At 40.1% G+C, this 22,993-nt stretch carries 21 protein-coding genes; 1 reads left to right on the top strand and 20 read right to left on the bottom strand.

Annotated features, from left to right (window positions below; translation table 11 throughout):
• Window positions 1–240: 240 nt before the first annotated feature.
• The 8 genes from A33I_RS04170 to A33I_RS20135 all read right to left on the bottom strand — a co-directional run bounded on the left by A33I_RS04170 (window position 241) and on the right by A33I_RS20135 (window position 9,393).
• A complete protein-coding gene (locus A33I_RS04170) occupies window positions 241–3,807 on the bottom strand; it encodes a dynamin family protein (protein ID WP_022627198.1) in 3,567 nt (1,188 codons plus the stop codon).
• A 76-nt stretch (window positions 3,808–3,883) separates the two neighbouring features.
• Complete coding sequence (locus tag A33I_RS04165) at window positions 3,884–4,384, bottom strand: YpoC family protein (RefSeq protein ID WP_022627197.1); 501 nt, start codon at window positions 4,382–4,384, stop codon at window positions 3,884–3,886.
• On the bottom strand, window positions 4,384–5,040 hold the full coding sequence (gene nth / locus A33I_RS04160; protein ID WP_022627196.1) for an endonuclease III: 657 nt from the start codon (window positions 5,038–5,040) through the stop codon (window positions 4,384–4,386). The genes A33I_RS04165 and nth overlap by 1 nt, the downstream gene beginning before the upstream one ends.
• 32 nt (window positions 5,041–5,072) lie before the next feature.
• A complete protein-coding gene (locus A33I_RS04155) occupies window positions 5,073–5,774 on the bottom strand; it encodes a DnaD domain-containing protein (protein ID WP_022627195.1) in 702 nt (233 codons plus the stop codon).
• Between the two features lie 172 nt (window positions 5,775–5,946).
• Window positions 5,947–7,239 (bottom strand): asparagine--tRNA ligase, encoded by a 1,293-nt coding sequence (gene asnS, locus A33I_RS04150; protein ID WP_031311400.1) that lies wholly within the window; start codon window positions 7,237–7,239, stop codon window positions 5,947–5,949.
• Window positions 7,240–7,401: 162 nt separating this feature from the next.
• Complete coding sequence (locus A33I_RS04145) at window positions 7,402–8,586, bottom strand: pyridoxal phosphate-dependent aminotransferase (protein ID WP_022627193.1); 1,185 nt, start codon at window positions 8,584–8,586, stop codon at window positions 7,402–7,404.
• A 119-nt stretch (window positions 8,587–8,705) separates the two neighbouring features.
• Window positions 8,706–9,194, bottom strand: a complete 489-nt coding sequence (locus A33I_RS04140; RefSeq protein WP_022627192.1) for a cell wall elongation regulator TseB-like domain-containing protein — start codon at window positions 9,192–9,194, stop codon at window positions 8,706–8,708.
• Between the two features lie 28 nt (window positions 9,195–9,222).
• Entirely contained in the window at window positions 9,223–9,393 is a 171-nt protein-coding gene (locus tag A33I_RS20135) for a YpmA family protein (RefSeq protein WP_022627191.1), read from the bottom strand.
• Between the two features lie 123 nt (window positions 9,394–9,516).
• Here A33I_RS20135 and A33I_RS20735 point away from each other — a divergent pair, with 123 nt between their 5' ends.
• On the top strand, window positions 9,517–9,681 hold the full coding sequence (locus A33I_RS20735; protein ID WP_022627190.1) for a hypothetical protein: 165 nt from the start codon (window positions 9,517–9,519) through the stop codon (window positions 9,679–9,681).
• A gap of 76 nt (window positions 9,682–9,757) precedes the next feature.
• Here A33I_RS20735 and A33I_RS04135 read toward each other — a convergent pair whose 3' ends face one another.
• From A33I_RS04135 to mgsA, 12 genes are all read right to left on the bottom strand, one after another.
• Complete coding sequence (locus tag A33I_RS04135) at window positions 9,758–11,071, bottom strand: amidohydrolase (protein ID WP_022627189.1); 1,314 nt, start codon at window positions 11,069–11,071, stop codon at window positions 9,758–9,760.
• Between the two features lie 48 nt (window positions 11,072–11,119).
• Complete coding sequence (locus A33I_RS04130; RefSeq protein WP_022627188.1) at window positions 11,120–11,965, bottom strand: ComEC/Rec2 family competence protein; 846 nt, start codon at window positions 11,963–11,965, stop codon at window positions 11,120–11,122.
• Between the two features lie 167 nt (window positions 11,966–12,132).
• Entirely contained in the window at window positions 12,133–14,955 is a 2,823-nt protein-coding gene (gene dinG, locus A33I_RS04125) for an ATP-dependent DNA helicase DinG (protein ID WP_022627187.1), read from the bottom strand.
• 99 nt (window positions 14,956–15,054) lie between these two features.
• Complete coding sequence (locus A33I_RS04120; RefSeq protein ID WP_022627186.1) at window positions 15,055–16,050, bottom strand: tetratricopeptide repeat protein; 996 nt, start codon at window positions 16,048–16,050, stop codon at window positions 15,055–15,057.
• 68 nt (window positions 16,051–16,118) lie between these two features.
• On the bottom strand, window positions 16,119–16,502 hold the full coding sequence (gene panD, locus A33I_RS04115; RefSeq protein ID WP_022627185.1) for an aspartate 1-decarboxylase: 384 nt from the start codon (window positions 16,500–16,502) through the stop codon (window positions 16,119–16,121).
• 3 nt (window positions 16,503–16,505) lie between these two features.
• On the bottom strand, window positions 16,506–17,357 hold the full coding sequence (gene panC, locus A33I_RS04110; RefSeq protein ID WP_022627184.1) for a pantoate--beta-alanine ligase: 852 nt from the start codon (window positions 17,355–17,357) through the stop codon (window positions 16,506–16,508).
• Window positions 17,354–18,190, bottom strand: coding sequence for a 3-methyl-2-oxobutanoate hydroxymethyltransferase (gene panB, locus A33I_RS04105; RefSeq protein WP_022627183.1), 837 nt, complete (start codon window positions 18,188–18,190; stop codon window positions 17,354–17,356). The genes panC and panB overlap by 4 nt, the downstream gene beginning before the upstream one ends.
• A 260-nt stretch (window positions 18,191–18,450) precedes the next feature.
• Entirely contained in the window at window positions 18,451–19,440 is a 990-nt protein-coding gene (locus tag A33I_RS04100; RefSeq protein ID WP_022627182.1) for a biotin--[acetyl-CoA-carboxylase] ligase, read from the bottom strand.
• 6 nt (window positions 19,441–19,446) lie between these two features.
• Entirely contained in the window at window positions 19,447–20,616 is a 1,170-nt protein-coding gene (locus A33I_RS04095) for a CCA tRNA nucleotidyltransferase (RefSeq protein WP_022627181.1), read from the bottom strand.
• Entirely contained in the window at window positions 20,603–21,748 is a 1,146-nt protein-coding gene (bshA, locus tag A33I_RS04090; RefSeq protein WP_022627180.1) for an N-acetyl-alpha-D-glucosaminyl L-malate synthase BshA, read from the bottom strand. Before bshA ends, A33I_RS04095 begins: the two co-directional genes overlap by 14 nt.
• A 130-nt stretch (window positions 21,749–21,878) precedes the next feature.
• Window positions 21,879–22,580 carry a bacillithiol biosynthesis deacetylase BshB1 gene (bshB1, locus tag A33I_RS04085; protein ID WP_022627179.1) on the bottom strand — a complete coding sequence of 234 codons (702 nt, stop codon included), beginning with the start codon at window positions 22,578–22,580 and terminating at the stop codon, window positions 21,879–21,881.
• Window positions 22,573–22,989, bottom strand: coding sequence for a methylglyoxal synthase (gene mgsA / locus A33I_RS04080; protein WP_012958525.1), 417 nt, complete (start codon window positions 22,987–22,989; stop codon window positions 22,573–22,575). The genes bshB1 and mgsA overlap by 8 nt, the downstream gene beginning before the upstream one ends.
• Between the last annotated feature and the right edge of the window lie 4 nt (window positions 22,990–22,993).

The raw sequence follows: 22,993 nt of genomic DNA, 5'->3' as shown, positions 1-22,993 counted from the left end.
AAAACACTCCACAAAAAGAAAGCCAAAGCAATAACTAGCGGATGAAATATACGTAGACTCCTGCAGGATGTAAAGCAGGGCTGAGACCCCACAGTGCAAGAGCACGAGGAGGCTCAGCAGCTTCCTGCGGAAAGCGAAGTATATTTCAGGAGCGGCAAACATCCTACTTATGCCGATCGATTTAACGTACCTTTACAAGATTACTCTCTTGAGATAATGGTAACGAATAGCTATTCACAATCAAACGATAGCCTCCAGCTCTTTCCACTCTGTCTCAATCACTTGCTTTTCTTGCTCTGACATATCAACAGTTAACCGTTCATACTCACGGTCAAGACTGTCTAAAATTTGGTTTTTCATCTCTGCTTCAAGAGTATCAAAAAGATCTACTGCTTCACTGTCTACTTCTTTTTCTAGCTGACTCAAATACGCTTTAGCCATTTCTGTACCGTCAGATACGAGCTGGTCTTTTAGCTTACGACTTCCCCCTTCTTCAAAAAAGCTCTTTAACGAAGATAAAAATGAAAGATAGTCATTAGGATTTATAGTGAAAATATGATGTTCTCTTTGATGATCAAATTGTACGTTCAACTCTTCAGCATCTAACATAAAATGCGTAAATTCATTTCTAATGGACTCCTCAGTCTCTCTCATCCATGTCATTAGAGCCTGCTTCATAGAGGTTTCTACTCGCAATATCGTTGCTCCTAATTCTTGTACTAAGAAGTATTCACCTGAGTTTCTCCACTCTTTGATAGCAGCAGTAAGACTTTGGTGTTGAGCCTTTTTGGATTTTCCAGTAACAGTAACTACATTAACTGCATCTGTGTATTGATCATTTAATACATATTGAACGCGTTCACGCAGATATAGAAATAGCTCGTTAATTTCTTGGATCGTTCTTCTTTTTGCTGAGATCGGTTCAACGTCCTCCACATGTTTTTTCCACTTAGTGACTTGCACTTTTTTATTTTCTTGTTTAGCTAGACGCTCTTCCTTGCTCGCATTCATATAATTCAGCGTTTCATTTAACTGTTCTGTATATGTTCTTGTTTCTTCTTGAATTAATGAGAAGCTTAACTGTTTTAATTCTTGAATCGTCTCTGTATAAAATGCCTTCTCAAACCGTTCAAACATTTCATCATGAGAAGAGTTGCTGCGTTTCGCCTCTAACCCTTTTTTACTTGATAAAGGATATAGTCGAGGCTTATCGATACCAATATTTACAAGCTGATCATGAATGTGCTTTCTAACTCCGTTTAACTCTGCTGGACTGCTCGCAAGGTCTGCTGCATTTAAAATAAAATACAATTTATCCGTACTGAAGCGATCATTGACTTTAGCCATTTGTGTAAGAAAATGCTGATCTGACTTCGAGAACGCATGATTATAATACGTTACATAAAAAATCGCATCAGACTCTCTTAATTGAGTAAAAGCTACATTTGTATGCCGACCGTGAATGGAGTTTACTCCAGGCGTATCGACTAAAACGATCCCCTCTTTTGTCAACGGGCAGTCATAGTAGATCGTCACATGGTGAATCAAACAGGCATACTTTTCATCTGCCACGTATTGCGTGAGCTGTTCATGGGAAACAGATAACGTCTCTCCTAGCGTCCACTCAGTCTTTTTTAGGCTTTCTTTTAATGTTAATAAATAAGAGACATATGTTCTTTGCCAGCTTGTTGTTTGTTGTGTATCTTTAGGACGCCATTTTCCTAAGCTGTCAAGCGTCAGTGATTCATCTAACTGCTTCGCTACCGATTTAATCTCTTGATTCAGCTGTTCGGGCGTTTTTATCTCGACGCTTGCACTCAAATTTTGATGCTCGCTGTTTGACTGCTTAACGGTGGTAACAGTAGCTGTCGTAGGATGCGGGGAAACCGGTAAGATGGCATCGCCTAATAAGGCATTAGCAAAGCTTGATTTACCCGCACTAAATGCTCCAAATAATGAAATGATAAAAGAACGGTTATAATATCTTTTCACTCGATCTAAGAGCTTTCTCTTTTCACGATCCACTATTTCAGGTGCTACATGCGATTGTGTAATCGTAGTAAGCTTTGTTAACCAGCTGTTCGCTTCTTCCTCATCAAAACGAGCTCTTTTCTCACTAGCATCCTCATCCCAGTTTGTTTCAATCACACTTTCTTCAGGTAAGGAAACATGGTGAAAGACTGATTGGTCTACATCTTGCGGAACCTCACGTTCACTCATTGCCTCAAGCTGACTTTCATAGTGACCTTGATCAGAGTATGAGGCTGCAAGCTCAAAGTACTCTTCTTTTTCCATGTTAAACTCTGCTTCAATATCGTCTAGTTTGATTGTATATGTTTCAATTTCTTTAAAGCGAGTTAACTCTGCTTCTAATTGCAGCCTTTCACCTTCCCAATGACTTCTTAGCCCCGAGATATAGGTTTCAATCACTGCTTCAGCAAGTCTTTTTAACTCCTTTACAAAATAAGCGGTACGATCTTTGGTAAACGTAAACACATACTCACGGTCATGAGGACCCGTTTTAAGAGATTTTTCAAAGTGCTCTGGCTCCACGTTTACATGCACCTGACGAATGGCATCTTCAAACGCTTCTCTATTTGATAAATGAGTACGGTCATAGTTTTCGAAAAGCCGGTGCACATGAAACTCGAGCTGACCTTTTACCTTATCTTGCGTGCTATCAATTAATTTCTTTAAACGAAGCTCTCTTTCTTCTTCTGTTTTCTTCTTAGCGAAAAACAAGCCAACTTTAAATTGAGGCTGCATCGACTCAATCCATTCCCGGCATAGCTCAGTTGTTTCGTAAGGAAACAAGGTAACATCTTTTGTCAGTTTTGCCCACTCGCTTTCAAACGTTTCACGGATCATTTTTTCGGCTTGGGCATTTTCTTTTAATTCTTCTTGAATAGATTGCTTCCGCCCTAAATCTTCTTTATCGAAGCCATTTTCAGAAAGCTCCTCAATAACCTCTTCCATTTTTTCTTGCTTCTCATCTTCTATTCTAGAAGCTACACTCAAATAAAAGCTTTCGTTTAATCGCTTTTTTGAAGCTGGAATTAACTCATGACTGTAGTGCAAGATTGCTTTAATTTTTTGTTTAAATTCAGTGAATTGATTTAATGGATGATCATGTACTTTCATGCTCGTAAAATATAAATCGAGAGGCTCGATGCCCCATTCTTTAAACCCGTCTAACACCGATTGCTTAAACGAATCGAAAGACAACTCTGACTCATCATGTTTATCCACTTGATTGATCACAATGTAAAGCGGTTTGTTTTCATCTGTTAACTGCTTTAAAAAATATAAGTTGGTTTCGGATTGAATATGATTGTAGTCCATCACATAGACGATCAAGTCTGTTGTGTACAGGGCTTCCATTGTAACGGCTTGATGGGTTGGATCTGTAGAATCTACCCCCGGCGTATCATAAACGACACTTTGAGGGTGCATAAAAGGAAGCGGTGCAAAAATAGTCATATGGCGGATATCAGATCCATTCATCCCCCATTCTCTGACACTTTCCCATGGAATTTCGCCCGTCCACTCTTTTTCGGTATCATCCATTCGTTCAACTAAAAGTCCAAGCTCCCCGTTTTTAATACCGATAATATTAGCACTGGTTGGGATTGGACTTGTAGGCAGCACTTCAGCACCTAATAGTTGATTTAAAATTGTTGATTTTCCGGCAGAAAAATGCCCGCAAAATGCGACCTCAAATCGTTCATCAACCTCTTTATCTTTGATCATTGCTTGTCGTTGAATTTCAGGCTCCGTTAATACGCGTTGGCTGACATCTACTCTCATCCATTTCTCCCCCACTCCATGTAATCCCTTACTTTTTTATGTATTCTGAAGGTTTGTTGCACACATGGCCACGGGGTTACCATTCCCCCATGGCTTTAGTTCGTGCAGTTAGTTTTTCAAGCTCATTCATTAATGCTCGCAGTTGAGTAAAGCTGTGATAACTCTCTGGTTTGGTTAATATAAAGCGAAGCCTTTCTTCAATATTAACGGGTTTATGCTTTAACCGAGCTGCTGCAGCTTCAATGTTCTGAAGCTGACTAACCTTCTTTTTGTTGAGCCAAAATAAGGCATCTATAAACACTGCAGTCATCGCGACCATTAGCGTTCTGCCGTTTTTTCCGTCTCTCTTTTGAAAGAAAGATCGTAACTCTGCTTCTCTTTCTCTCCATAATACAAACATCTGGGGTAAAAAGGAAGCAGGATTTTCCCACGGTCTCTCTTCTTCTGTAATGTCAAAGTAAAAATAACTCGTTAAGAGCTTTCGCTCAAATGGTTTATCATCCGAAAAGATGACTGTACTTTGAGAACTATTATAAAACGGCTCACCCCTAAAAGCGGCAGGAAGAAAGTACTTCATTAGAGCAGTCCCTTTGCTTTCATTCTCTTTTTCCCTTCTCGGCACCTGTCTAGTAACGGACAGGTTTCACATTTAGGTGATTGAGCCTTACAATGATAACGACCAAAGAAAATAAGTCTGTGATGTGAATCAGACCATAATTCGATAGGGATTTTCTTCATTAACGTCTGTTCTACTATGTTGACATTATCTTTCCATCTGCATATTCCTAGCCGTTTTGATACTCTTTCTACATGAGTATCTACTGCAATAGCAGGAACTCCAAATGCGACAGATGTAACAACATTCGCAGTTTTACGGCCCACGCCTGCCAGCTTCACTAGTTCATCTCTTTCTTTTGGTACTTCTCCATTATATTGTTCAACTAGTGATTGTGATAATTTTTTTATATTTTTCGCTTTACTTCTAAATAAACCGATTCTGCGAATATCTTCCTCAAGTTCTTCAAGAGGAGCAGCAATATAATCTTCAGGCTGCTTGTATTTAGCAAATAAATCTGGTGTCACTTTATTAACAAGAGCATCTGTACATTGAGCTGATAGTACAACCGCAATTAACAATTCAAACGGATTAGAATGGGTTAATTCACATTCTGCATCTGGATACATTTCTGCAATAATATCTAGCACTTCTATTGTCTGTTTTTTTGATAACACGATTCTGTTCCTACCTTATTTGTTATTTAGATCTATTTTTCAAGCCAATTAAAGCTTGGGTACGCGTCCGCTCTTACACGTTCTTTTTCCGTTTTCTTCGGTTTTTGGTGCGCTCTGAACTTTTCTCCGTGAGCTCTTGCTTGAGCCACCGTTTTGACTCCATTTCGTTTCCATTCAAATAAAATCCGATCAATATACCTAAAATTCAGCTTCCCTGATATGACCGCTTCTCTGAGAGCCCCGATAATTAGTTCTGAGGAATGCTGGTCTTGGTCAATCCACATCGATAACGTTTCCGCTTCAATAGGTGATAATGGCCTGCAGAATTCTTTTTCAAAAACTTGATAAAGGTTACCTGCTGTTTCTTCTTCTCTTTTTTCTTGACCCTCAATTTCTTTTGATTGAAGGAATGTGCATAACTTTTCGTATAAAGGCTCTAATGAATAAAATTCAAATAAGATCCCTTCGTTATCCCAATGCTTATCTAATGATAAAAACCCTTTCTTAACAAGTCCGCCCATCAGCTTGGCACATTCAGCCGTTGTCAGACTCATACGCTCGCTTAGTCGATCGGGAGTTGGAAAAGGTTCTCCTTGTTCAATAAAAGCCTGCACGTGAATAATTCCAGCAAATTCTTGCTCACTTAGACCAAGCTTTGAATAATGCTCAATAAGCAAGGCAGGAATAATGACCTGCTTTTGCTTCATCCATTGAAGTAAAAAATTCTGATTCATAAAAACACCTCTGCCCATTATTATAACACGCATTACCTGCTCCGTCGTTGCCTAATCATTCCTGATCTTCTAGAGAGCTAAGAACTCGTCATGGAAAATAGTTAAGCGCATAAAACCCAAAAAAGCCTCTATTTAGGTAACCACCTAAAGAGACTTTTTTGGGTTTTGCCCATTAAGGATACAAACGATTTAACAAACGCGGGAATGGAATTGACTCACGAACATGTTCTACTCCAGAGAGCCACGCTACCGTACGCTCTAATCCAAGACCAAATCCTGAATGTGGAACGGAACCGTATTTACGTAAATCTAAATACCATTGATACGTATCAAGTGACAAGTTGTGCTCGTTAATACGCTGTTCTAGTAATTCATATGAGTGAATACGCTCTGATCCTCCGATAATCTCACCGTATCCTTCAGGAGCGATCAAGTCTGCACATAAAACGACATCCTCGCGATTCGCATCTGGCTGCATGTAGAAAGGTTTCAACGATGTCGGGTAATGCGTAATGAACACTGGCTTATCATAATGTTCTGCAATGGCCGTTTCATGCGGTGCGCCAAAGTCATCTCCCCATTTAATATCATCAAATCCTTTTTCATGTAAGAACGTAATCGCATCATCATAAGAGATACGCGGGAAAGGAGCTTGTACTTTTTCAAGTTTTTCTGTATCTCGTCCTAATGTCTTAAGCTCAAGCTGGCAATTTTCCAGTACTGACTTAGCTAGGTATGAAACATATTGTTCTTGAATTTCAAGACTTTCATCAAATTCAACAAATGCCATCTCAGGCTCAATCATCCAAAATTCAATCAGATGACGACGTGTTTTTGATTTTTCAGCTCGGAATGTCGGGCCAAATGAAAATACACGTCCAAGTGCCATAGCGGCAGCTTCCATATATAATTGACCGCTTTGAGATAAATAAGCATCTTCATCAAAATATTTCGTTGCAAACAATTCCGTTGTACCCTCAGGAGCGCTTCCTGTTAAAATCGGAGGATCGACTTTTGAAAAATCATTTTGATTGAAGAATTCATATGTAGCACGAATAATTTCATTACGCACCTTCATTACTGCATGCTGGCGCTTTGAACGAAGCCATAGATGGCGGTGGTCCATTAAAAATTCTGTGCCATGCTCTTTTGGTGTAATTGGGTAATCAGTAGCTTCATGAATCACTTCTACTTTCGTTACTGTTAATTCATAACCAGACGGAGCACGATCATCAGCACGTACCGTTCCCGTTACATATAATGAGCTTTCCTGCGTTAAGTTCTTAGCAGCTTGAAATGCTTCTTCTCCTACTTCCGCTTTGACGACAACACCTTGAATAAAACCAGTTCCATCACGCAGTTGTAAAAAAGCAATCTTACCGCTTGAACGTTTATTAGCAAGCCAAGCACCGATTGTTACTTCTTGCTCGACATAATTTCCAACCTTGGCGATTGTTGTTTTCACATTATTCCCTCCATCACTAACAAATGCTATTGAGACATCAATCCTCATTATACCCTTCTTGGAAATTTGAAGTCAACGACTAAGCGACCTTAAGCTGTACATCATATGTAAAAGTTAAGCCCCCTTGCTTTGAATACAAGAGGGCCGAATGAAGAACTGCGTTTATTTTGTTTTTGCACGAACAAATCGCTCAATACGAATTAATGCTTCTTCTAAAGCTTCAAGTGAGGTCGCATACGATAAGCGGACATTATGTGGTGCCCCAAAGCCAGAACCAGGAACTAATGCTACTTTTTCTTCTGCTAATAAGGCTTCTACCCACTTATCGACATCGTCATATCCATTTAACTTAGCCGCCTCGCTTACATTTGGAAACAGGTAAAATGCTCCTTTAGGTTTCACACAAGACACTCCAGGGATCGCAACAAGCTTTACATACACTTTGTTTAAACGGTCTTCAAAAGCAGAACGCATCACTTCTACAGATCCATCATCCTCTGTGTAAGCCGCAATCGCACCGTACTGTGCACTTGTTGTAGGGTTTGAAGTACTATGGCTTGCTAGGTTCGTCATCGCTTTAATAAGTTCTGCAGGACCTGCAGCATAGCCAATTCTCCACCCTGTCATAGAATGTGATTTAGAAACCCCATTTACAACAACCGTTTGTCTCTTGAATTCGTCAGAAACTTCAGCAATCGATGTATGAGTGACTTCACCATAAACAAGCTTCTCATAAATCTCATCAGATACAATTAAAATGTCATGCTTTAAGCAAACATCTCCAAGCTGCTTTAATTCCTCTTTTGAATAAAGAGAGCCTGTTGGGTTTGATGGAGAGTTAATAATAACCGCTTTTGTTTTCGGTGTAATAACCGCTTCTAACTGCTCTGCTGTTATTTTAAAATCATTACTTTCAAGTCCCTCTACATAGACTGGTTCACCGCCTGCAAGTTTCACTTGTTCAGGATAGCTCACCCAGTAAGGTGTAGGAATAATGACTTCATCAGCTTCGTCTAAAAGTGCCTGGAATAACGTGTAAAGAATATGTTTAGCACCAGTTCCTACAATAATTTCACTCGGTGCATAGTCTAAGCCTTGGTCTTCTTTAAACTTTTCAATAACAGCTTTTTTTAAAGCAGGCAGACCGCCTGATGGCGTATATTTTGTGTGCCCTTCTTCCATGGAGCGAACCGCTGCATCAATTATGTACTGTGGCGTATTAAAGTCAGGCTCACCCGCTCCTAGACCAATGACATCATGTCCTTGTTCTTTTAGTTCTTTTGCTTTTGCAGTAATGGCTAGTGTTGTCGATGGTGTTAATGCAGAAACTCTTTGTGCTAATTTCATGTTCTTAATGTCAACTCCCTTATCATGACTATATATAACTATAGTGTGTACACTCAGTTGAATCAAGTGTAGATTCAGAAAAGACAAACGATTAAAGAAATTTATTTATCTTTAATATATTATCTATTTATATTTCGAATGCTGTATCTTTTTAGAAAGGACCCGTCTTCAAACGTTAGATAATAATACCCTGTTCGAGAATTTTGGTCATTGTACATCACTTCATACACAGGAACCCCTCGTGTATAGCCGAGACGAATTTTCTCAATTTTCCTATCTGGTAATTCGCGTTGGGCAATCTCCATCGCTTGATCATAAGAAATTCCATCCGCTCGTTTCAGCTCATGAACAGTTTCTAGGTCATCACCAACAAAAACGATCATTTCGTCATTGTCATCATTAGTACCAGTCAAAACATAATATGCTTCTGTACCATGATAGTAGTGGGCTCCTTCAACTGTTTGAAGATGCTGATTAGAAAGCGCCAAATCTTTCGCTTCATTGTAGCTTTCAACGAGCGGTGCGCGGATGATGTGATAGGCATATGCACTTGTACCAACAAGAGCCAAAAAGCCTACAATCAGTCCCGTAATTATAATCTTTTTCATTAAAATTCACCTATTTCATTAAGCTTGCCTACGTTCTATAAATTGTGAACACCATTTGCTCTTCATTTTTTTCATCTAATGATAAACCAAACATTAAATCCTGTTCTTTCAGCGTGCGATTGAGAGAATCGACAATTTTGTATAAATCACTCGCTTTTTGCACTCTGACCGTGGATAATACTTCCATTTTTTTATCCATTCTTTCTCCTCCAATTTTTAAATCCTTTTTCTCAAATGACATCCTTTTTGCTCAACTTTTACTAGTCATAAGGAAGTTCTGTTCTGCCATACTAAAAGTAAGCCAAAGAAAGGGGGCGCATAGATGATGCACCAACCATCAAAAACCGCCTCTTCATTTCAAAAGCAAAAGGAAAGCATTTCTTTTGTTGGACGCAGCGGACTTGATTGGCATCAGCTGTTTCCCATTTCGATTCGTCAAACTGATTTCCCTGCCTTTTTCGAAAAAAAGCAGACAACCCAAGAATAACACGAAAGCTAGAAAACAAAAATACAATTTTATCTAGTTCACACCTCATGATCCTGCGCTCAAATAGTGCAGGATTTTAAATGTATGATCTAACCCTTTGATAATGCTCATTCGCTTCAAATTTAATCTTTTCTTCATCTAACGTTAGCAGCTCTTTGTTTCTCATTAAAGGTAAGCCCTCCACGTATACATCCGTGACATCTGAGCTTTTTGCTGCATACACGATATGTGAATCACGGTTAGACGCAGGCTGCATGTGGGCTGCATGTGAATCGATGATCATAAAATCAGCTTTATATCCTGTTTTAATTTCACCTGTCTTTTCATGCTCCAATAATTCTGCCCCGTTTTTAGTCGCCATCTTAATCGCCACCTCAGCAGGTATTAAAATTGGATCCTCGGCAATTCCTTTATGAATAAATGCAGCCATTCTCATTTCTTCGATCATATCAAGTGTGTTATTTGAAGCAACACTATCAGTGCCAAGCCCTATTTTCACCCCTTTTTGCAGCATTTCTGCAATAGGTGCTACACCGGACCCCAGCTTCAAATTAGAAATCGGGTTGTGGCTGATACCGGCTTTATATTCGGCTAATAGATCGATATGTTCCTCGTTTAAATGTACGCCATGGGCAAATAACCATCTAGCCTCACTTAAGAAGCCTAGCTTCTCTAAGTGTTCAAGCGGGTGATGATGATACTGTTGAATATGTTCTCGGACCTCTTTTCTCGTTTCTGCCAAATGCATATGTATTGGGAGATCCAGCTTTATAGCTTCTTCAACAATCATTTCGATAAATTCCGGCGGGCAGGTGTAGGGAGCGTGAGGAGCAAGCATCGTTTGGATGCGAGAATCTGCTGCTTTGTGCCACGTCTTTGCAAATTCAACTGCCTCTAAAAGCTTTTCTTTCTGTTCCTCTTTAGAACACAAACCAATCATTGAGCGCATTAATGTTGCGCGCATGCCTGCATCCGTTATATCTTGTGCAAATTCATGCATAAATAAGTGATACATCTCAAGAAATGTCGTTGTTCCTGAGCGAATCATCTCAACCATTGCTAAGCCACGTGCTGCTTTTGTTGCCTCCAGGTCCAGCTTCCCCTCAAAAGGCCACATTTTTTCTTTTAGCCACTGATCAAGCGGCAGGTCATCTGAATATCCCCGCAAAAGGGACATTCCAGCATGCCCGTGGGTATTGACTAATCCCGGACACACCCACTTACCGCAGCCGTTAATCACTTCATCTGCCTCAGTTAATTCTTCTTCACTCGGTTTACCGTCTGCAATCTTTTTAAATACACCTTCATTTATGATGACGTAGCCATCTTCAATCCAATTAAAACTTTTCTCATCGGTTCTAATCGAAACAGTATGTATTAAAATCGACATGATCTCACCCACCTTCCTTTTCACTGGAAATGTCTTACGATTAATTTTTTAAAAGCGTATTGTTAACAGCTCATAATCAGTTTCATTTACTTTGATTAAAATTGTACCATGCTGTTTTGTCTCGTATGTGTCGATCCATGTTTCCTGCAGTCTCTCACGAACACTCGCACTAACGGTATGATCATGCAAATTAAAAATAACCGCTACCTCAGGATCTGATGAGACAAGGAAATCTTCACCCGTCCCTTTCTCCGTCCCATACTCGGCTACCTTTAACACATTCACCGTTGATAAGTCTTTAGTCATCCATTCTTTTTCTAATTCAAGGGAGGCTTCATTCGCTAAAAATAATCGGTGCCCGCAGCCAATATCTACATCTAAGTTTAAAGCAGGCATCATAGAGCTCGTACTTTCCATGACAGAAAATTGTAAGGCTGGATGAGGCTGATATAGTCCTTCTTCCTCCCAGCTGATGATATCAATTTTATACTCTTGATAAGACTCAGAGAACCATTTTAACCCTTGATCAGGAACGATGATTTGTTCTACCTTCCTCTCATCAAGCAGCCTGCTCACTCCGCCCATATATGTATCCTCTAACTTGGGCAATATAAGCTGGTTAATGACTGTAATGCCTAAACGCGTTAATCTCTCGGACAGTTCATCAAATGATGCTTCACTTCCCGTCCCTATTAACACAGTAAATTCATCTTTCGTATGAATAAGCGCCGATTCCCCCTCCGGAAGATCAAAGAATAAAATCGATACGTCATCTTCTTCATCCTTTAGAATGGTTCGAATATCTATATCAGAAGAAGCCCTAATGAACAACGGATTTGACGTAAAAACCACTACCAAGATTATTGCAGCTATAAGCACTTTCCATTTATGCACCTTGATCTACCTCCACCATTAAAATATTAAAAACGACAAAATTAAATGGCTGTAACTAAACTCCGCCTGAATAGTATGCGAAGGTCAGGGAAAAGATATAAGGTGCTTGTTCAATTGACGTAAAATGTGTAAAATCTCAAAGCTGAAGTATTACTTGAGTGTACGCGTTACAAGAAATCTTCATAACGATCGAGTAACACTTCGAGTTTATGCTCGTCTACTGGAACATCAGGCAGTGATTTAATAAATTGACTTCCATATCTTGTCGTTGAAATTCGGCGGTCCAGTACAAATACGCAACCTTTATCTTCTTTCGTACGAATTAAACGTCCGAACCCTTGTTTAAATCGAATAATAGCTTGCGGCAAAGATACATCCATAAAAGGGCTTTTCCCCGCTTCTTTTGCCTGTTCAAGCTGTGCTTGCAGCAAAGGTTGATCAGGTGGCGAGAACGGCAGACGAACAATCACAAGACTTGTTAGTTCATCTCCCGGTAAGTCAATCCCTTCCCAGAAACTGCTCGTCCCAAAAAGAATGGCTTCCTCAGCCTGTTTGAAGCTTTTAATCAGTTTAGCGCGAGATCCGCTGGTGATCCCCTGACCAATTAAAGGCATCGGTTCATATTCACTTAAATCTTTAATATAGTCATACACCATCTTTAACATCTCATAGGAGGTAAATAAAACAAGCATTTTACCCCGCTTCCTCTCAGCAATACGCCATACTTTGATTGCTGCATCCATTGCAAATTGCTTTTCTCCTACCTCTTTAATTGCAGGCATATCTTTTGGAATCAACAGTCTCGCCTGATCTTTATAAGAAAAAGGCGACTCAATCGTATACACTTTCGCACCGAAATCTTCTAATCCAAGCTGTTCGAGCTGATAATCAAACGATCCGTTTATTGATAAGGTAGCCGATGTTAATACAACGCTTTTTTTCTTTGCAAAAAACTGATCTGCCAGTCTGTCGGCTACTTGGATCGGTTTGCTGTAAATAAAGGTAGCATTCCTAGCTCCTCTAGGTTCAATTTCAATCCAATAAACAAATTCCGGATCTGCTTCGAGTAATAACTCGTACAAGTACTGCTCTTCTTCCATTAATGCATCTACTAGTCGTTCCGAATCGGTCACTAACCCATGGTCAACATAGCTTATCTGATCCTTTATCTCAAGAAATTTCTTTATTAATGTATCAAAACGAATTCGGATGTCTTTAGCGAACATATGAACTCGCATCGTACATTCTAAAATGGCATTCCATGAGCTTCCCGATTCATCAAAGCTCCTATATCTGTAACTTATACGCCCAATATCTGAGGCGCCAGTCTTTCTTTTATATGTTACATAGTCATTCAGCATTCGGAACAATTCATCTAATTCATCTTTAATTGCGGTAAGTGAAATTATTAATTCGTCATGAAGTTGTTTGCTGCTTATTCCGTATTCCTCTAAAATTCGGCTTAGATGCGGTTGAATGCCATGGTCGTGATCGAGTCCTATTCGCTGAAGTAAATAAGAAAAGGTCACATAATCTGCTTTCATCCCTAAATGTTCGCTGGCAGCTTCTACTAAATGATGGGCTTCATCTATAACCGCATGGGAATAACTTGGCAGTAAAGCTTGGTCATGAACAAGGTCAGTTAAGAGCAGTGCATGATTGGTAATAACAAGGTGTGCCTCTCTCGCTCTTCTTCTAGCCCTGTGGTAGAAGCATCGAGAAAACCACGGACTGAACTTTCCTAAGTCAGACTTCGCATCGCTTTGCACTTCAAACCAAAATCCTCTGCCGCCAGATGATAAGTTAAGCTCCTCTACATCCCCGTAGTCCGTCTCAGTCAGCCAAACAAGAATTTGAGCCTTCATCAGCCTGACATCATACGTATCATCAGAGATCGTTCTAAGAGACTGCTCAAACTTACGTAAACAAAGGTAGTGACTGCGCCCTTTTAGTAAAGCTACGTCTACTGGAAATGGAAGAAGGCGTTCGAGCAGCGGCAAATCACGCATGAGCAGCTGATCTTGAAGCGGGATGGTCTGGGTCGAGATGACGACCGCCTGATCTGTCTCATGTGCATACAATACAGCCGGCAGTAAATAAGCAAGGGATTTTCCTGTTCCCGTTCCTGCTTCAATTAACACATGCTCATTATGATGAAACGCATGGTCAACCTTGTCCATCATCCTTACTTGACCTTCTCTTGTTTCATATTTTGTAAAAGCTTCTTTAAGCCCTTTATCCGCAGAAAAAAGTTCAGACCTAAATTCACTAAACGTCCCTTTGAATGATTCAGGTGCTGGTTCATTGTCATGCTCAGGCTGCTTTTTTAGTGCAAGCTGACGATAGCAGTCAAACTCCTGCGCATCATTCACGCCAAACATGACCTTCTCTTGAATAAAAGCTGAAATCATCGGCTCTAAGCTGCTTCTAAAATACCTGACAATAGGAATCAGCTGCTCAAGGGTTAAGAGAGGAAGACCTTTTAGTTTATTTAATAAATATAGAAAAATTTCTGCTGTTACTTCCGCATCACTATCGGCTTGATGAGGACGATCATGCGAAAGCCCTAGGCTGAACGCTAAATGTCCGAGCTTATAACTATCTTCTTTAGGCAATAACATTCGAGACAGTTCCACTGTGTCATAGCATTTCATTTTTGGAAGCTTCTCACCAATTAATTCAAATTGATTTTTTAAAAATGATAAATCAAACGGAACATTATGCGCCACAAATCCAACATTTTCAAATAAAGGAAGCAGCTCTATAGCCAATTCCTTAAACGTTGGTGCATGTTCAACCATCGCTTGATTAATACCTGTTAACTCCTCGATAAAAGGAGGAATCTCAACTTCTGGATTAACAAAAGATGCAAAACGTTCAATGATTTCCCCGTTTTCGATGACCACTGCTCCTATTTGAATGATTCGATCACCCTTTGCTACTGAATGACCTGTTGTTTCTACATCTACGACTATAAAGCGATCGTTCATGTTTCACCTCTAACCTTACCTAACATCTCACATCTCTAATTTTTTTCATTTTGGTTTATTCATTTTGTTTTATTCCATTAAGCGATTCAATCATTTTATTCAATTAAGTTGAAAGTGAGTTGATAGTTCCTCTGATTGTGCATGCGGCCAGTGTGCAATCAGCCAGCGAACTGACTGAGCGATCGACTCATTATTTTCCGCCTGGCTAAGTTCTGTAAATAATTCAATCGCATATTCATACTCTTCAATAAGAGCATAATTCCACGCTAACCCATGCTTTGTTTCAATTGTTCGTCTGCCTAACGATTCGAGACGCTTATAACAGTGAATCGCCATTTGATGATGACCATGCCACTCACTCACTTTAGCAAAAGCAAGCAGAGCCTCATCTGTGTAAAGCAAGCTTAAGGCACTTAATAAACAGTTCCAAGCTTCTTTTATATAGCCCGATTCAATCAAACAGCATCCTAAAAAGAAATACGCTTCGCCGTCTTCTTCTAATTCTTTTATCGTTTCTTTAAAATAATGAGCGGCCTGACTATACTCTTTCTTCACATAATGACATACTCCTAAATTATACACAACATCCATACTCGTTGTAAGTTCATTCGCTTTTTCAAAGGAGTAAATAGCTTGGTCGAAATCCTCAAGCTGAGTGTACAGACACCCTAAACCTACATACGCAAAATGTGAAATGACAGGAGATGCTTTTGATTGAATCAAATACAAAAACGTTTCAATCGCCTTTGTGTGAGCCTCTGTATATAAAAGAGCGTAGCCTAAATAAAGCATTCGCACGTCATTCGCTTCACCGCTTGCCTCTTCATTTGAAAGCGCCTCGCTTGCTTGTTTAAACATTTCTAGTGTGAAAAAGCTGGTTCCTCGGCTTTCATAGCTTGGAACTTCTGCTGCCCTCTCTTTTTTTTGTTTGAGGTCAATTAATTTTTCCTCCATGTCACTCCATGATTCTAATAATGATTGCGCTGCTTCTTCTAAAAAATGCAGCTGCTCTTCTTTTTCTTTAGTTGAAAATAAATGCCAGTTTTTATGGGCTGTCGAATACAGCTGATCCCACTGGTTCATAAATTCACTCATAAAAAAACCCTCCTCTCGTTGTCACTCCTCTTGCTCAGTGTTCAACGAATAGGAGGGGAATATGCGGTCTACATAACGGTAGAAGCTGGTTCTGTCCCTAACATTTCAACAATTTGATTAGTCTCATCCATTATCGCCACTCTTGGCGTATGTGTAGCAGCTTTTGATTCTTCCACCATTACATAAGATAAAATAATAACGACATCATCTTGTTGAACGAGTCTAGCTGCGGCACCGTTCAAGCAAATGACTTTACTGCCGCGAGGGCCTTTAATGACATAAGTTTCAAATCTGGCTCCATTGTTATTATTAACAATTTGTACTTTTTCATTTTCAAGAATATCTACAGCATCCATAATATCCTCATCAATGGTAATGCTTCCTACATAATTCAAATTAGATTCTGTCACACGAGCTCGGTGAATTTTTGCTTTCATCATCGTACGGTACATGGTTTATTCTCCTTTTGATACAATAATATTATCGATTAAACGTGCATGTTTAAATCTATAGGCGACGGCCAATAGGACCGTCTTATCTTTTTCGGTAACAGGCGTAAGTTTCGGATACGTCAGCAATTCAACATAGTCCATTTCCGCATGCTGTAAGGAGTTTAATTCATTTTTTACAAATTGAACGATCTTGCTAGTACTCAGCTCGCCTTCTTTTATGAGACTGCGCGCCTGTGTAAGCACCTGATAGATAAGAGGTGCTTCTTGCCTCTCTTCGTCTGTTAAATAAACATTTCGAGAACTTTTAGCAAGGCCGTCTTTTTCTCTAACAGTAGGACATGGAATCACTTCAACAGGAATATTAAACATATCCACCATATTAGTGATAATCGCGACTTGCTGAGCATCCTTTTGCCCGAAATAAGCTTGATCAGGCTGAACAAGCATGAATAGCTTCATCACAACAGTGGTCACCCCGTCAAAATGACCCGGACGGCTTTTACCGCATAACACATTCACTCCTTCTGTCACGTGAATGGTCATTGATGGAGCTGCCGGGTACATTTCCTTTGTGTCAGGATAAAATAAAAGATCCACACCGAGCTCTTTTGCTATGTTTTCATCACGGACAAAATCTCTAGGGTAACGCTCTAAGTCCTCATTCGGTCCAAACTGCAGCGGATTGACAAAGATACTCAGCACGACAATATCATGTTGACGTCTAGCTTCTTCGATCAAACTCATATGTCCTTCATGTAAGTAACCCATCGTTGGAACAAATCCAATCGACTGCTGCTTACGTTTGACAGCTGTTATTTCTTCTCTTAACGCATGAATGGTCTTAACAACTCTCATTCTCTGCCACCATACAATCCTGCCAGCACTTCTTCATTCATTGTAAATCGATGTTTATCTTCAGGGAACTGTCTCGACTTCACATCATGCACATACTGGTCCACTGCTTCTTGAATGACGTCAGATACATTTGCATACGTTTTCACAAATTTTGGTACATGAGCCGAACCATAGCCAATTACATCATGATACACAAGAACCTGTCCGTCTGTATCCGCACCGGCACCTATGCCAATCACAGGAATCGATAGTTCTTCTGAAATAAGGGCTGCAAGTGAATCTGGTACACACTCAAGGACCAAAGCAAACGCACCAGCAGCTTCTAGCGCATGAGCATCCTCTCTAAGAGCACGGGCATCTTCTAGCTCTTTTCCTTGCACCTTGTATCCACCCATCACAGCCACCGATTGAGGTGTTAAGCCTAAATGACCCACAACCGGGACTCCAGCGGTCGTTAATTTAGAGATCGTCTCAATCACTTCTCCTGCCCCTTCAAGCTTAATTGCATTTGCCCCAGCTTCCTGCATTAGGCGCTTTGCATTAACAAACGTTTCAGTGAGATCTGCATGATAGGATAAATACGGAAGATCAGTGACGACAAACGTATTTCTTGCCCCGCGCTTTACGGCTTTTGTATGCAGAACCATATCATCTACAGTGACAGGAATCGTTGAATCATAACCTAGAACCACCATTCCAAGTGAGTCTCCGACTAAAATCATGTCCACTTCCGCTTGTTCTAGATGCTTAGCAGAAGGAGCATCGTAAGCCGTCATCATCGTAATTTTTTCTTTTTCCCGCTTCATTTCCTTAAATGTTGCTGTCGTTTTCATCATCTTCCTCCTTTTTATAGAGGAGGGATTTTAGCAATGGATTTCCACAAAAAAACCTTCTCCCATTTATGGAAGAAGGATTTTGCTCACAGAAAATAATGCACACAAAGCTGTGAAAAACAAGCAATGTACACATATTGCATATCAATCCCTCTGTCCTAGTCCTTTGGGGATCAAGGCAGAACTAATTTTTTCTACTTTCACTTCTTGTGGTGCTGTTCCTAAGATACAGCCCATATGTTGAGTATAGCAGAAATTTGTTACTTAGAGGGATCAATTTCAATATCAGCTGAATAGATATGATGAGTTTTGCCGGATTCATCCTCCACAAGCAGTACACCGTCATCTGTAATGCCTTTCGCATAGCCGTAAATGACCTCTTTTATCATCCTGGCATAAATATATGTGCCTACACTAATGGAGTAAGATTCCCATAACGGACGAATCGATTGAAATCCATTTTCTAAATATTCTTCGTACAGCTCTTCAAATTCCAAGAGGATATCTGCAATTAAACGAGCTCGATCAACAGGCTGCCCGGATGCACCGTCTTTTTCAAGGTACAATGAAGTAGCAAGATGAGCAATGTCCTCCCCGAAATCTTCTGACGTTTGGTTGACATTAAGACCAATGCCGATAATAACTGAATGAACAAGATCAGGATCGGCTTGCATTTCTGTTAAAATTCCTACAAGTTTTTTTCCTTTTAATAAAATATCATTCGGCCATTTGATTTCGCATTGCAGACCTGTATTTTTCTTGATTGCCTGTACAACTGCGACAGCGGCAAGCAATGTTAACTGTGGAGTTTTTTGAGGCGGTAGGGGCGGCCTTAAAATCATACTCATTGAAATGCTTGTGTTGCTTCTTGAATGCCAAACCCTTCCTAACCGACCTTTTCCTTTTGTCTGCTCATTCGCTACAACAACATGTCCTTCTTCGGCCCCTTCTTGAGCTAACTTATGTGCAATTTGCTGAGTTGACTCTGTGGCATCAAAATAAGTGAGCTCACGGCCTAAAAACTTGGTCGTTAAATACTGCTTAATTTCATGAGTATGAATGCCATTTGCCCTCATCACCATCCGGTACCCTTTTCGTGGTGCCGAATCAAGCTGATAGCCATTTCTTCTAAGTTCTTCGATATGCTTCCAAACCGCTGTACGTGAACAACCAAGCTCTTGACTAATTTTCTCGCCCGAAATATATTCGCCTTGGTGATCTTGAAATATTTTCAATAATTGTTCTTTCATATTTGCTCACCCCTCTCCTGTATTACTTGTAACAATTGCTTGTAACAACGTATCTTTTTCGTTAGGAAGGTTTCCTGTTACGACCTGTTCTTCTACCCACAAAATAGCTTCGCCTAGCCATGGACCTGCTTCACGCTTAAAGTGTCGAAGCAGATCAGTACCTGTAACCGCTAAATCATTTTTCGATTGAATAGGAAGCTGCTCCCACATTGTTAAAAGCTCTTCATTAGACATATATGACTTATCAGTAAGCTCCCTCACTCGCTCCACATCTAATGCAACTTCAATCGAAGTACGATAGAGGGACAGAACTTCCCATGTATGATTCTTTCTATAAGTAAAAGCAGCCAGACGGTTTCGCACATCTTTTGTTAATTGATTGGAGAATAAGAACCCCTTCAAATGACTTTCACTCGTTAGATTCATGCTTAGGCAAATGAAGGTCCAGATTACTTCTTCTTTTTCATTCCTTAAGACAGGAAGTTCTCTCAAAAAACTGATCGCCTTTTTATCTAATTGAGGAAGACCGCAATGTTTGTAAAGTCCTGACGATGCAAGTTCTTTAAGTGCTGTTTGTTTAAATCGACCAGAAACGAGCTTATAAAATTCTTTAGAAATTCGCTCCATTGCTACTCGGCTTAACGTTTCTGCTTGATTCCTAATGATCTCACCAAGATTCTCTGAAACCTTAAACCCTAAATCACTTGAAAAACGATAAGCTCTTAACATCCGAAGAGGATCCTCAGACATTCTTGCTGCAGGCTCATGGGAGCGAATAACCTGATTTTTAATATCAGCTTGTCCATCTAATGGATCGAATAACTGCCCTTTCTGATCAAGTGCCATACTATTGATTGTAAAATCCCTCATTAAGAGATCCTCATCTATGCTTTTTCCTCTTTGGGTAGTCACTTCAAACAAGCAGCCTGAGTGGCGAACAATCACGGTTTGGTGCTGATTGTTCATTGAAAATGTCTTGGCAAATACCGTACTTATTTCTTCTGGAGTAGCTTCGGTGACAATATCAATATCCGTTATCGGCCTTTTGCATAACAAATCACGAACGGCTCCTCCAACTATATAAGCCAGAAACCCCCGCTCGTGTAATTGAGAGAGGATAGGCCCCGCCGTATCAATCATTTTCTGATTATGGCGTTCTACTTCAACTGTCTTCATCAATATCCTGCTCCAATACATCACGATAAATCGCCTCATACTGCTCGACAATACCGTGTGAGTGAAATGTTGTACGTACAGTCTCTTCGGCACCTCTAGCTAATCGTGCATGGAGCTTATCATCTTTTAATAGATAAATGGCTGCCTGCGCAACGCACTCAACATTTCCAACTTCACATAGATAGCCGTTCTCCCCGTCTGTGATCACTTCAGGAATACCGCCAATGTTTGTACCGATGACAGGTACACCGCAGGCCATTGCCTCAAGTGCGACTAATCCGAAGCTTTCTTTTTCACTTAGTAATAATTTCAGATCACTCATCGATAATAATTCGGCGATATGCTTTTGATTCCCTAAAAACAACACACGATCTTCTAAATCAAGATCTCTAACAAGTTCACGCGCAACCGTTAGTTCGGGACCATTTCCGATCAGCATCAGCTTTGAAGCTACCTCTTTTTGAATGAGAGAAAAGCTTCTCACTACATCACAAACGCGCTTCACTCCGCGAAAATTAGAAATATGGATTAATACTTTCTCCTCATCCGTTATTCCATAATGAGAACGAAGCCCGCTGACATCTGATTTTCTGTATACTCTTTCATCAATAAAATTATAAACGGTGGCAATCGGTTTAGACGTATGGACCAATTCATGTGTTTGTCTGGCTAAATCATTTGATACTGCTGTTACTCGATCTGATTGTTCAATTCCAAAACGAATCAATTCACGCAGGGATGGATCGTACCCTAAGACGGTTATATCCGTACCATGAAGTGTCGTCACAATCTTAAAATCATGGTCGCTCATTTGTCTTGCTAAAATCGCGCAGATCGCGTGGGGAACCGCATAATGAACATGAATCAAATCAAGTTTTTGTCGTTTAGCTACTTCAGCCATCTTACTTGCTAGAGTAAGGTCGTAAGGGGGGTATTGAAAAACAGAATACTGGTTCACTTCGACTTCATGATAGTAAATATTCGGATACACCCGATCTAAGCGAAATGGAACACTAGATGTAATAAAATGAACTTCATGTCCTCTTTCGGCAAGCAATTTGCCAAGCTCAGTCGCAATGACGCCTGACCCCCCTACAGTAGGGTAACAGCTGATTCCTATTTTTAGTTTCATATTGTTTAATCTCCGTTTGTTTAATCTCCGTTTGTTTAATCTCTGTTTACTCAATCTCTGTTTACTCAATCTCTGTTTACTCAATCTCTGTTTACTCAATCTCTGTTTACTCAATCTAGTTTACTCATTATTAATCAAGTAATTGTTTGACAAGCAGAGGTTTCGTTGTTTTAAAGCCTTCTGCATACTCCACACCGGCTTCACTGCCATATAATTGTTCACGTGCAGCTACTCTTGTTATGTATCCATTTGTTAAAGGAGTATCAACTGAATCAGTACCTTTTTCAAACTGACTTTTATAAGCTGATAACGCATCTTGCTTTTCTTTTATGACAGAGGATATATCAATAATAAAATCCGGTTTCACGTACGCATTAATCATATAGAGATGAAACTCTTCTACCTTATGTGCCAGGTGACCTTCTGCACACTCATAGTTTCTGATTCCGCTGTTAAATAACGCTTCTTGGATCAACGTTTTCGCCATGCCGTGATCAGGGTGCCGATCGATAGGATAAGGGGCAAAGACAAGTCTTGGCTTGGTTTTTCTTATAAGTGATACCACTTCCCTAAGCTGATCGCTCGTATAAAAAGAAAGCCCTCTATCTGGCAAATCAAGCTGATAACGTTCTGAAACACCAAGAATAGCTGCCGCTCTCTCTGCTTCCTCTTGCCTAATGGCGGGAGTGCCATTTGATGATAGTTCCGCTCTTGTCAAATTGCAGATCCCGATTTTAAAGCCTTGTTTTGCATATAGAGCGATGGTGCCGGCCATCCCGATTTCAACGTCATCAGGATGCGCTCCGAATGCTAATAGATCTAACTTACTCATGATCTGATCCCTTTTGGTGGAACACTTCTCTCCACTTTAGGTCCCCACGCTCTAATCCTTTTATCAACACTTCTGCCGTACCAAGATTCGTTGCCAAGGGAACATTTTGTACATCACATAACCGCACTAGTGCAGAAACATCTGGTTCGTGAGGCTGTGCAGTCAAAGGATCACGGAAGAAGACGATTAAATCAAATTTATTCTCAGCGACAAGAGCACCAATCTGTTGATCGCCGCCAAGCGGTCCAGATTTAAAACGAGTGACAGATAAGTCTGTTGCTTCCATAATTCGTGTGCCAGTTGTACCTGTCCCGTAAAGTTCATGCTTAGATAAAATTTGTTCAAAAGCAATCGCAAACTGTACCATTTGATCTTTCTTTTTATCATGGGCAATTAAAGCAATCCTCATCTTC

It is taken from the genome of Alkalihalophilus marmarensis DSM 21297 (assembly GCF_000474275.2).
In the GTDB taxonomy this organism is placed as follows: domain Bacteria; phylum Bacillota; class Bacilli; order Bacillales; family Bacillaceae_D; genus Alkalihalophilus; species Alkalihalophilus marmarensis.
This window is presented reverse-complemented; position numbering and strand designations above follow the sequence as displayed.

Coding starts and splice junctions, on each gene's coding strand:
- A33I_RS04170 (WP_022627198.1), bottom strand. CDS start 3,807: ATGAGAGTAGATGTCAGCCAACGCGTATTAACGGAGCCTGAAATTCAA.
- A33I_RS04165 (WP_022627197.1), bottom strand. CDS start 4,384: ATGAAGTACTTTCTTCCTGCCGCTTTTAGGGGTGAGCCGTTTTATAAT.
- A33I_RS04155 (WP_022627195.1), bottom strand. CDS start 5,774: ATGAATCAGAATTTTTTACTTCAATGGATGAAGCAAAAGCAGGTCATT.
- A33I_RS04145 (WP_022627193.1), bottom strand. CDS start 8,586: ATGAAATTAGCACAAAGAGTTTCTGCATTAACACCATCGACAACACTA.
- A33I_RS04140 (WP_022627192.1), bottom strand. CDS start 9,194: ATGAAAAAGATTATAATTACGGGACTGATTGTAGGCTTTTTGGCTCTT.
- A33I_RS20135 (WP_022627191.1), bottom strand. CDS start 9,393: ATGGATAAAAAAATGGAAGTATTATCCACGGTCAGAGTGCAAAAAGCG.
- A33I_RS20735 (WP_022627190.1), top strand. CDS start 9,517: ATGATGCACCAACCATCAAAAACCGCCTCTTCATTTCAAAAGCAAAAG.
- A33I_RS04135 (WP_022627189.1), bottom strand. CDS start 11,071: ATGTCGATTTTAATACATACTGTTTCGATTAGAACCGATGAGAAAAGT.
- dinG (WP_022627187.1), bottom strand. CDS start 14,955: ATGAACGATCGCTTTATAGTCGTAGATGTAGAAACAACAGGTCATTCA.
- A33I_RS04120 (WP_022627186.1), bottom strand. CDS start 16,050: ATGAGTGAATTTATGAACCAGTGGGATCAGCTGTATTCGACAGCCCAT.
- panD (WP_022627185.1), bottom strand. CDS start 16,502: ATGTACCGTACGATGATGAAAGCAAAAATTCACCGAGCTCGTGTGACA.
- panC (WP_022627184.1), bottom strand. CDS start 17,357: ATGAGAGTTGTTAAGACCATTCATGCGTTAAGAGAAGAAATAACAGCT.
- panB (WP_022627183.1), bottom strand. CDS start 18,190: ATGAAAACGACAGCAACATTTAAGGAAATGAAGCGGGAAAAAGAAAAA.
- A33I_RS04100 (WP_022627182.1), bottom strand. CDS start 19,440: ATGAAAGAACAATTATTGAAAATATTTCAAGATCACCAAGGCGAATAT.
- A33I_RS04095 (WP_022627181.1), bottom strand. CDS start 20,616: ATGAAGACAGTTGAAGTAGAACGCCATAATCAGAAAATGATTGATACG.
- bshA (WP_022627180.1), bottom strand. CDS start 21,748: ATGAAACTAAAAATAGGAATCAGCTGTTACCCTACTGTAGGGGGGTCA.
- bshB1 (WP_022627179.1), bottom strand. CDS start 22,580: ATGAGTAAGTTAGATCTATTAGCATTCGGAGCGCATCCTGATGACGTT.
- mgsA (WP_012958525.1), bottom strand. CDS start 22,989: ATGAGGATTGCTTTAATTGCCCATGATAAAAAGAAAGATCAAATGGTA.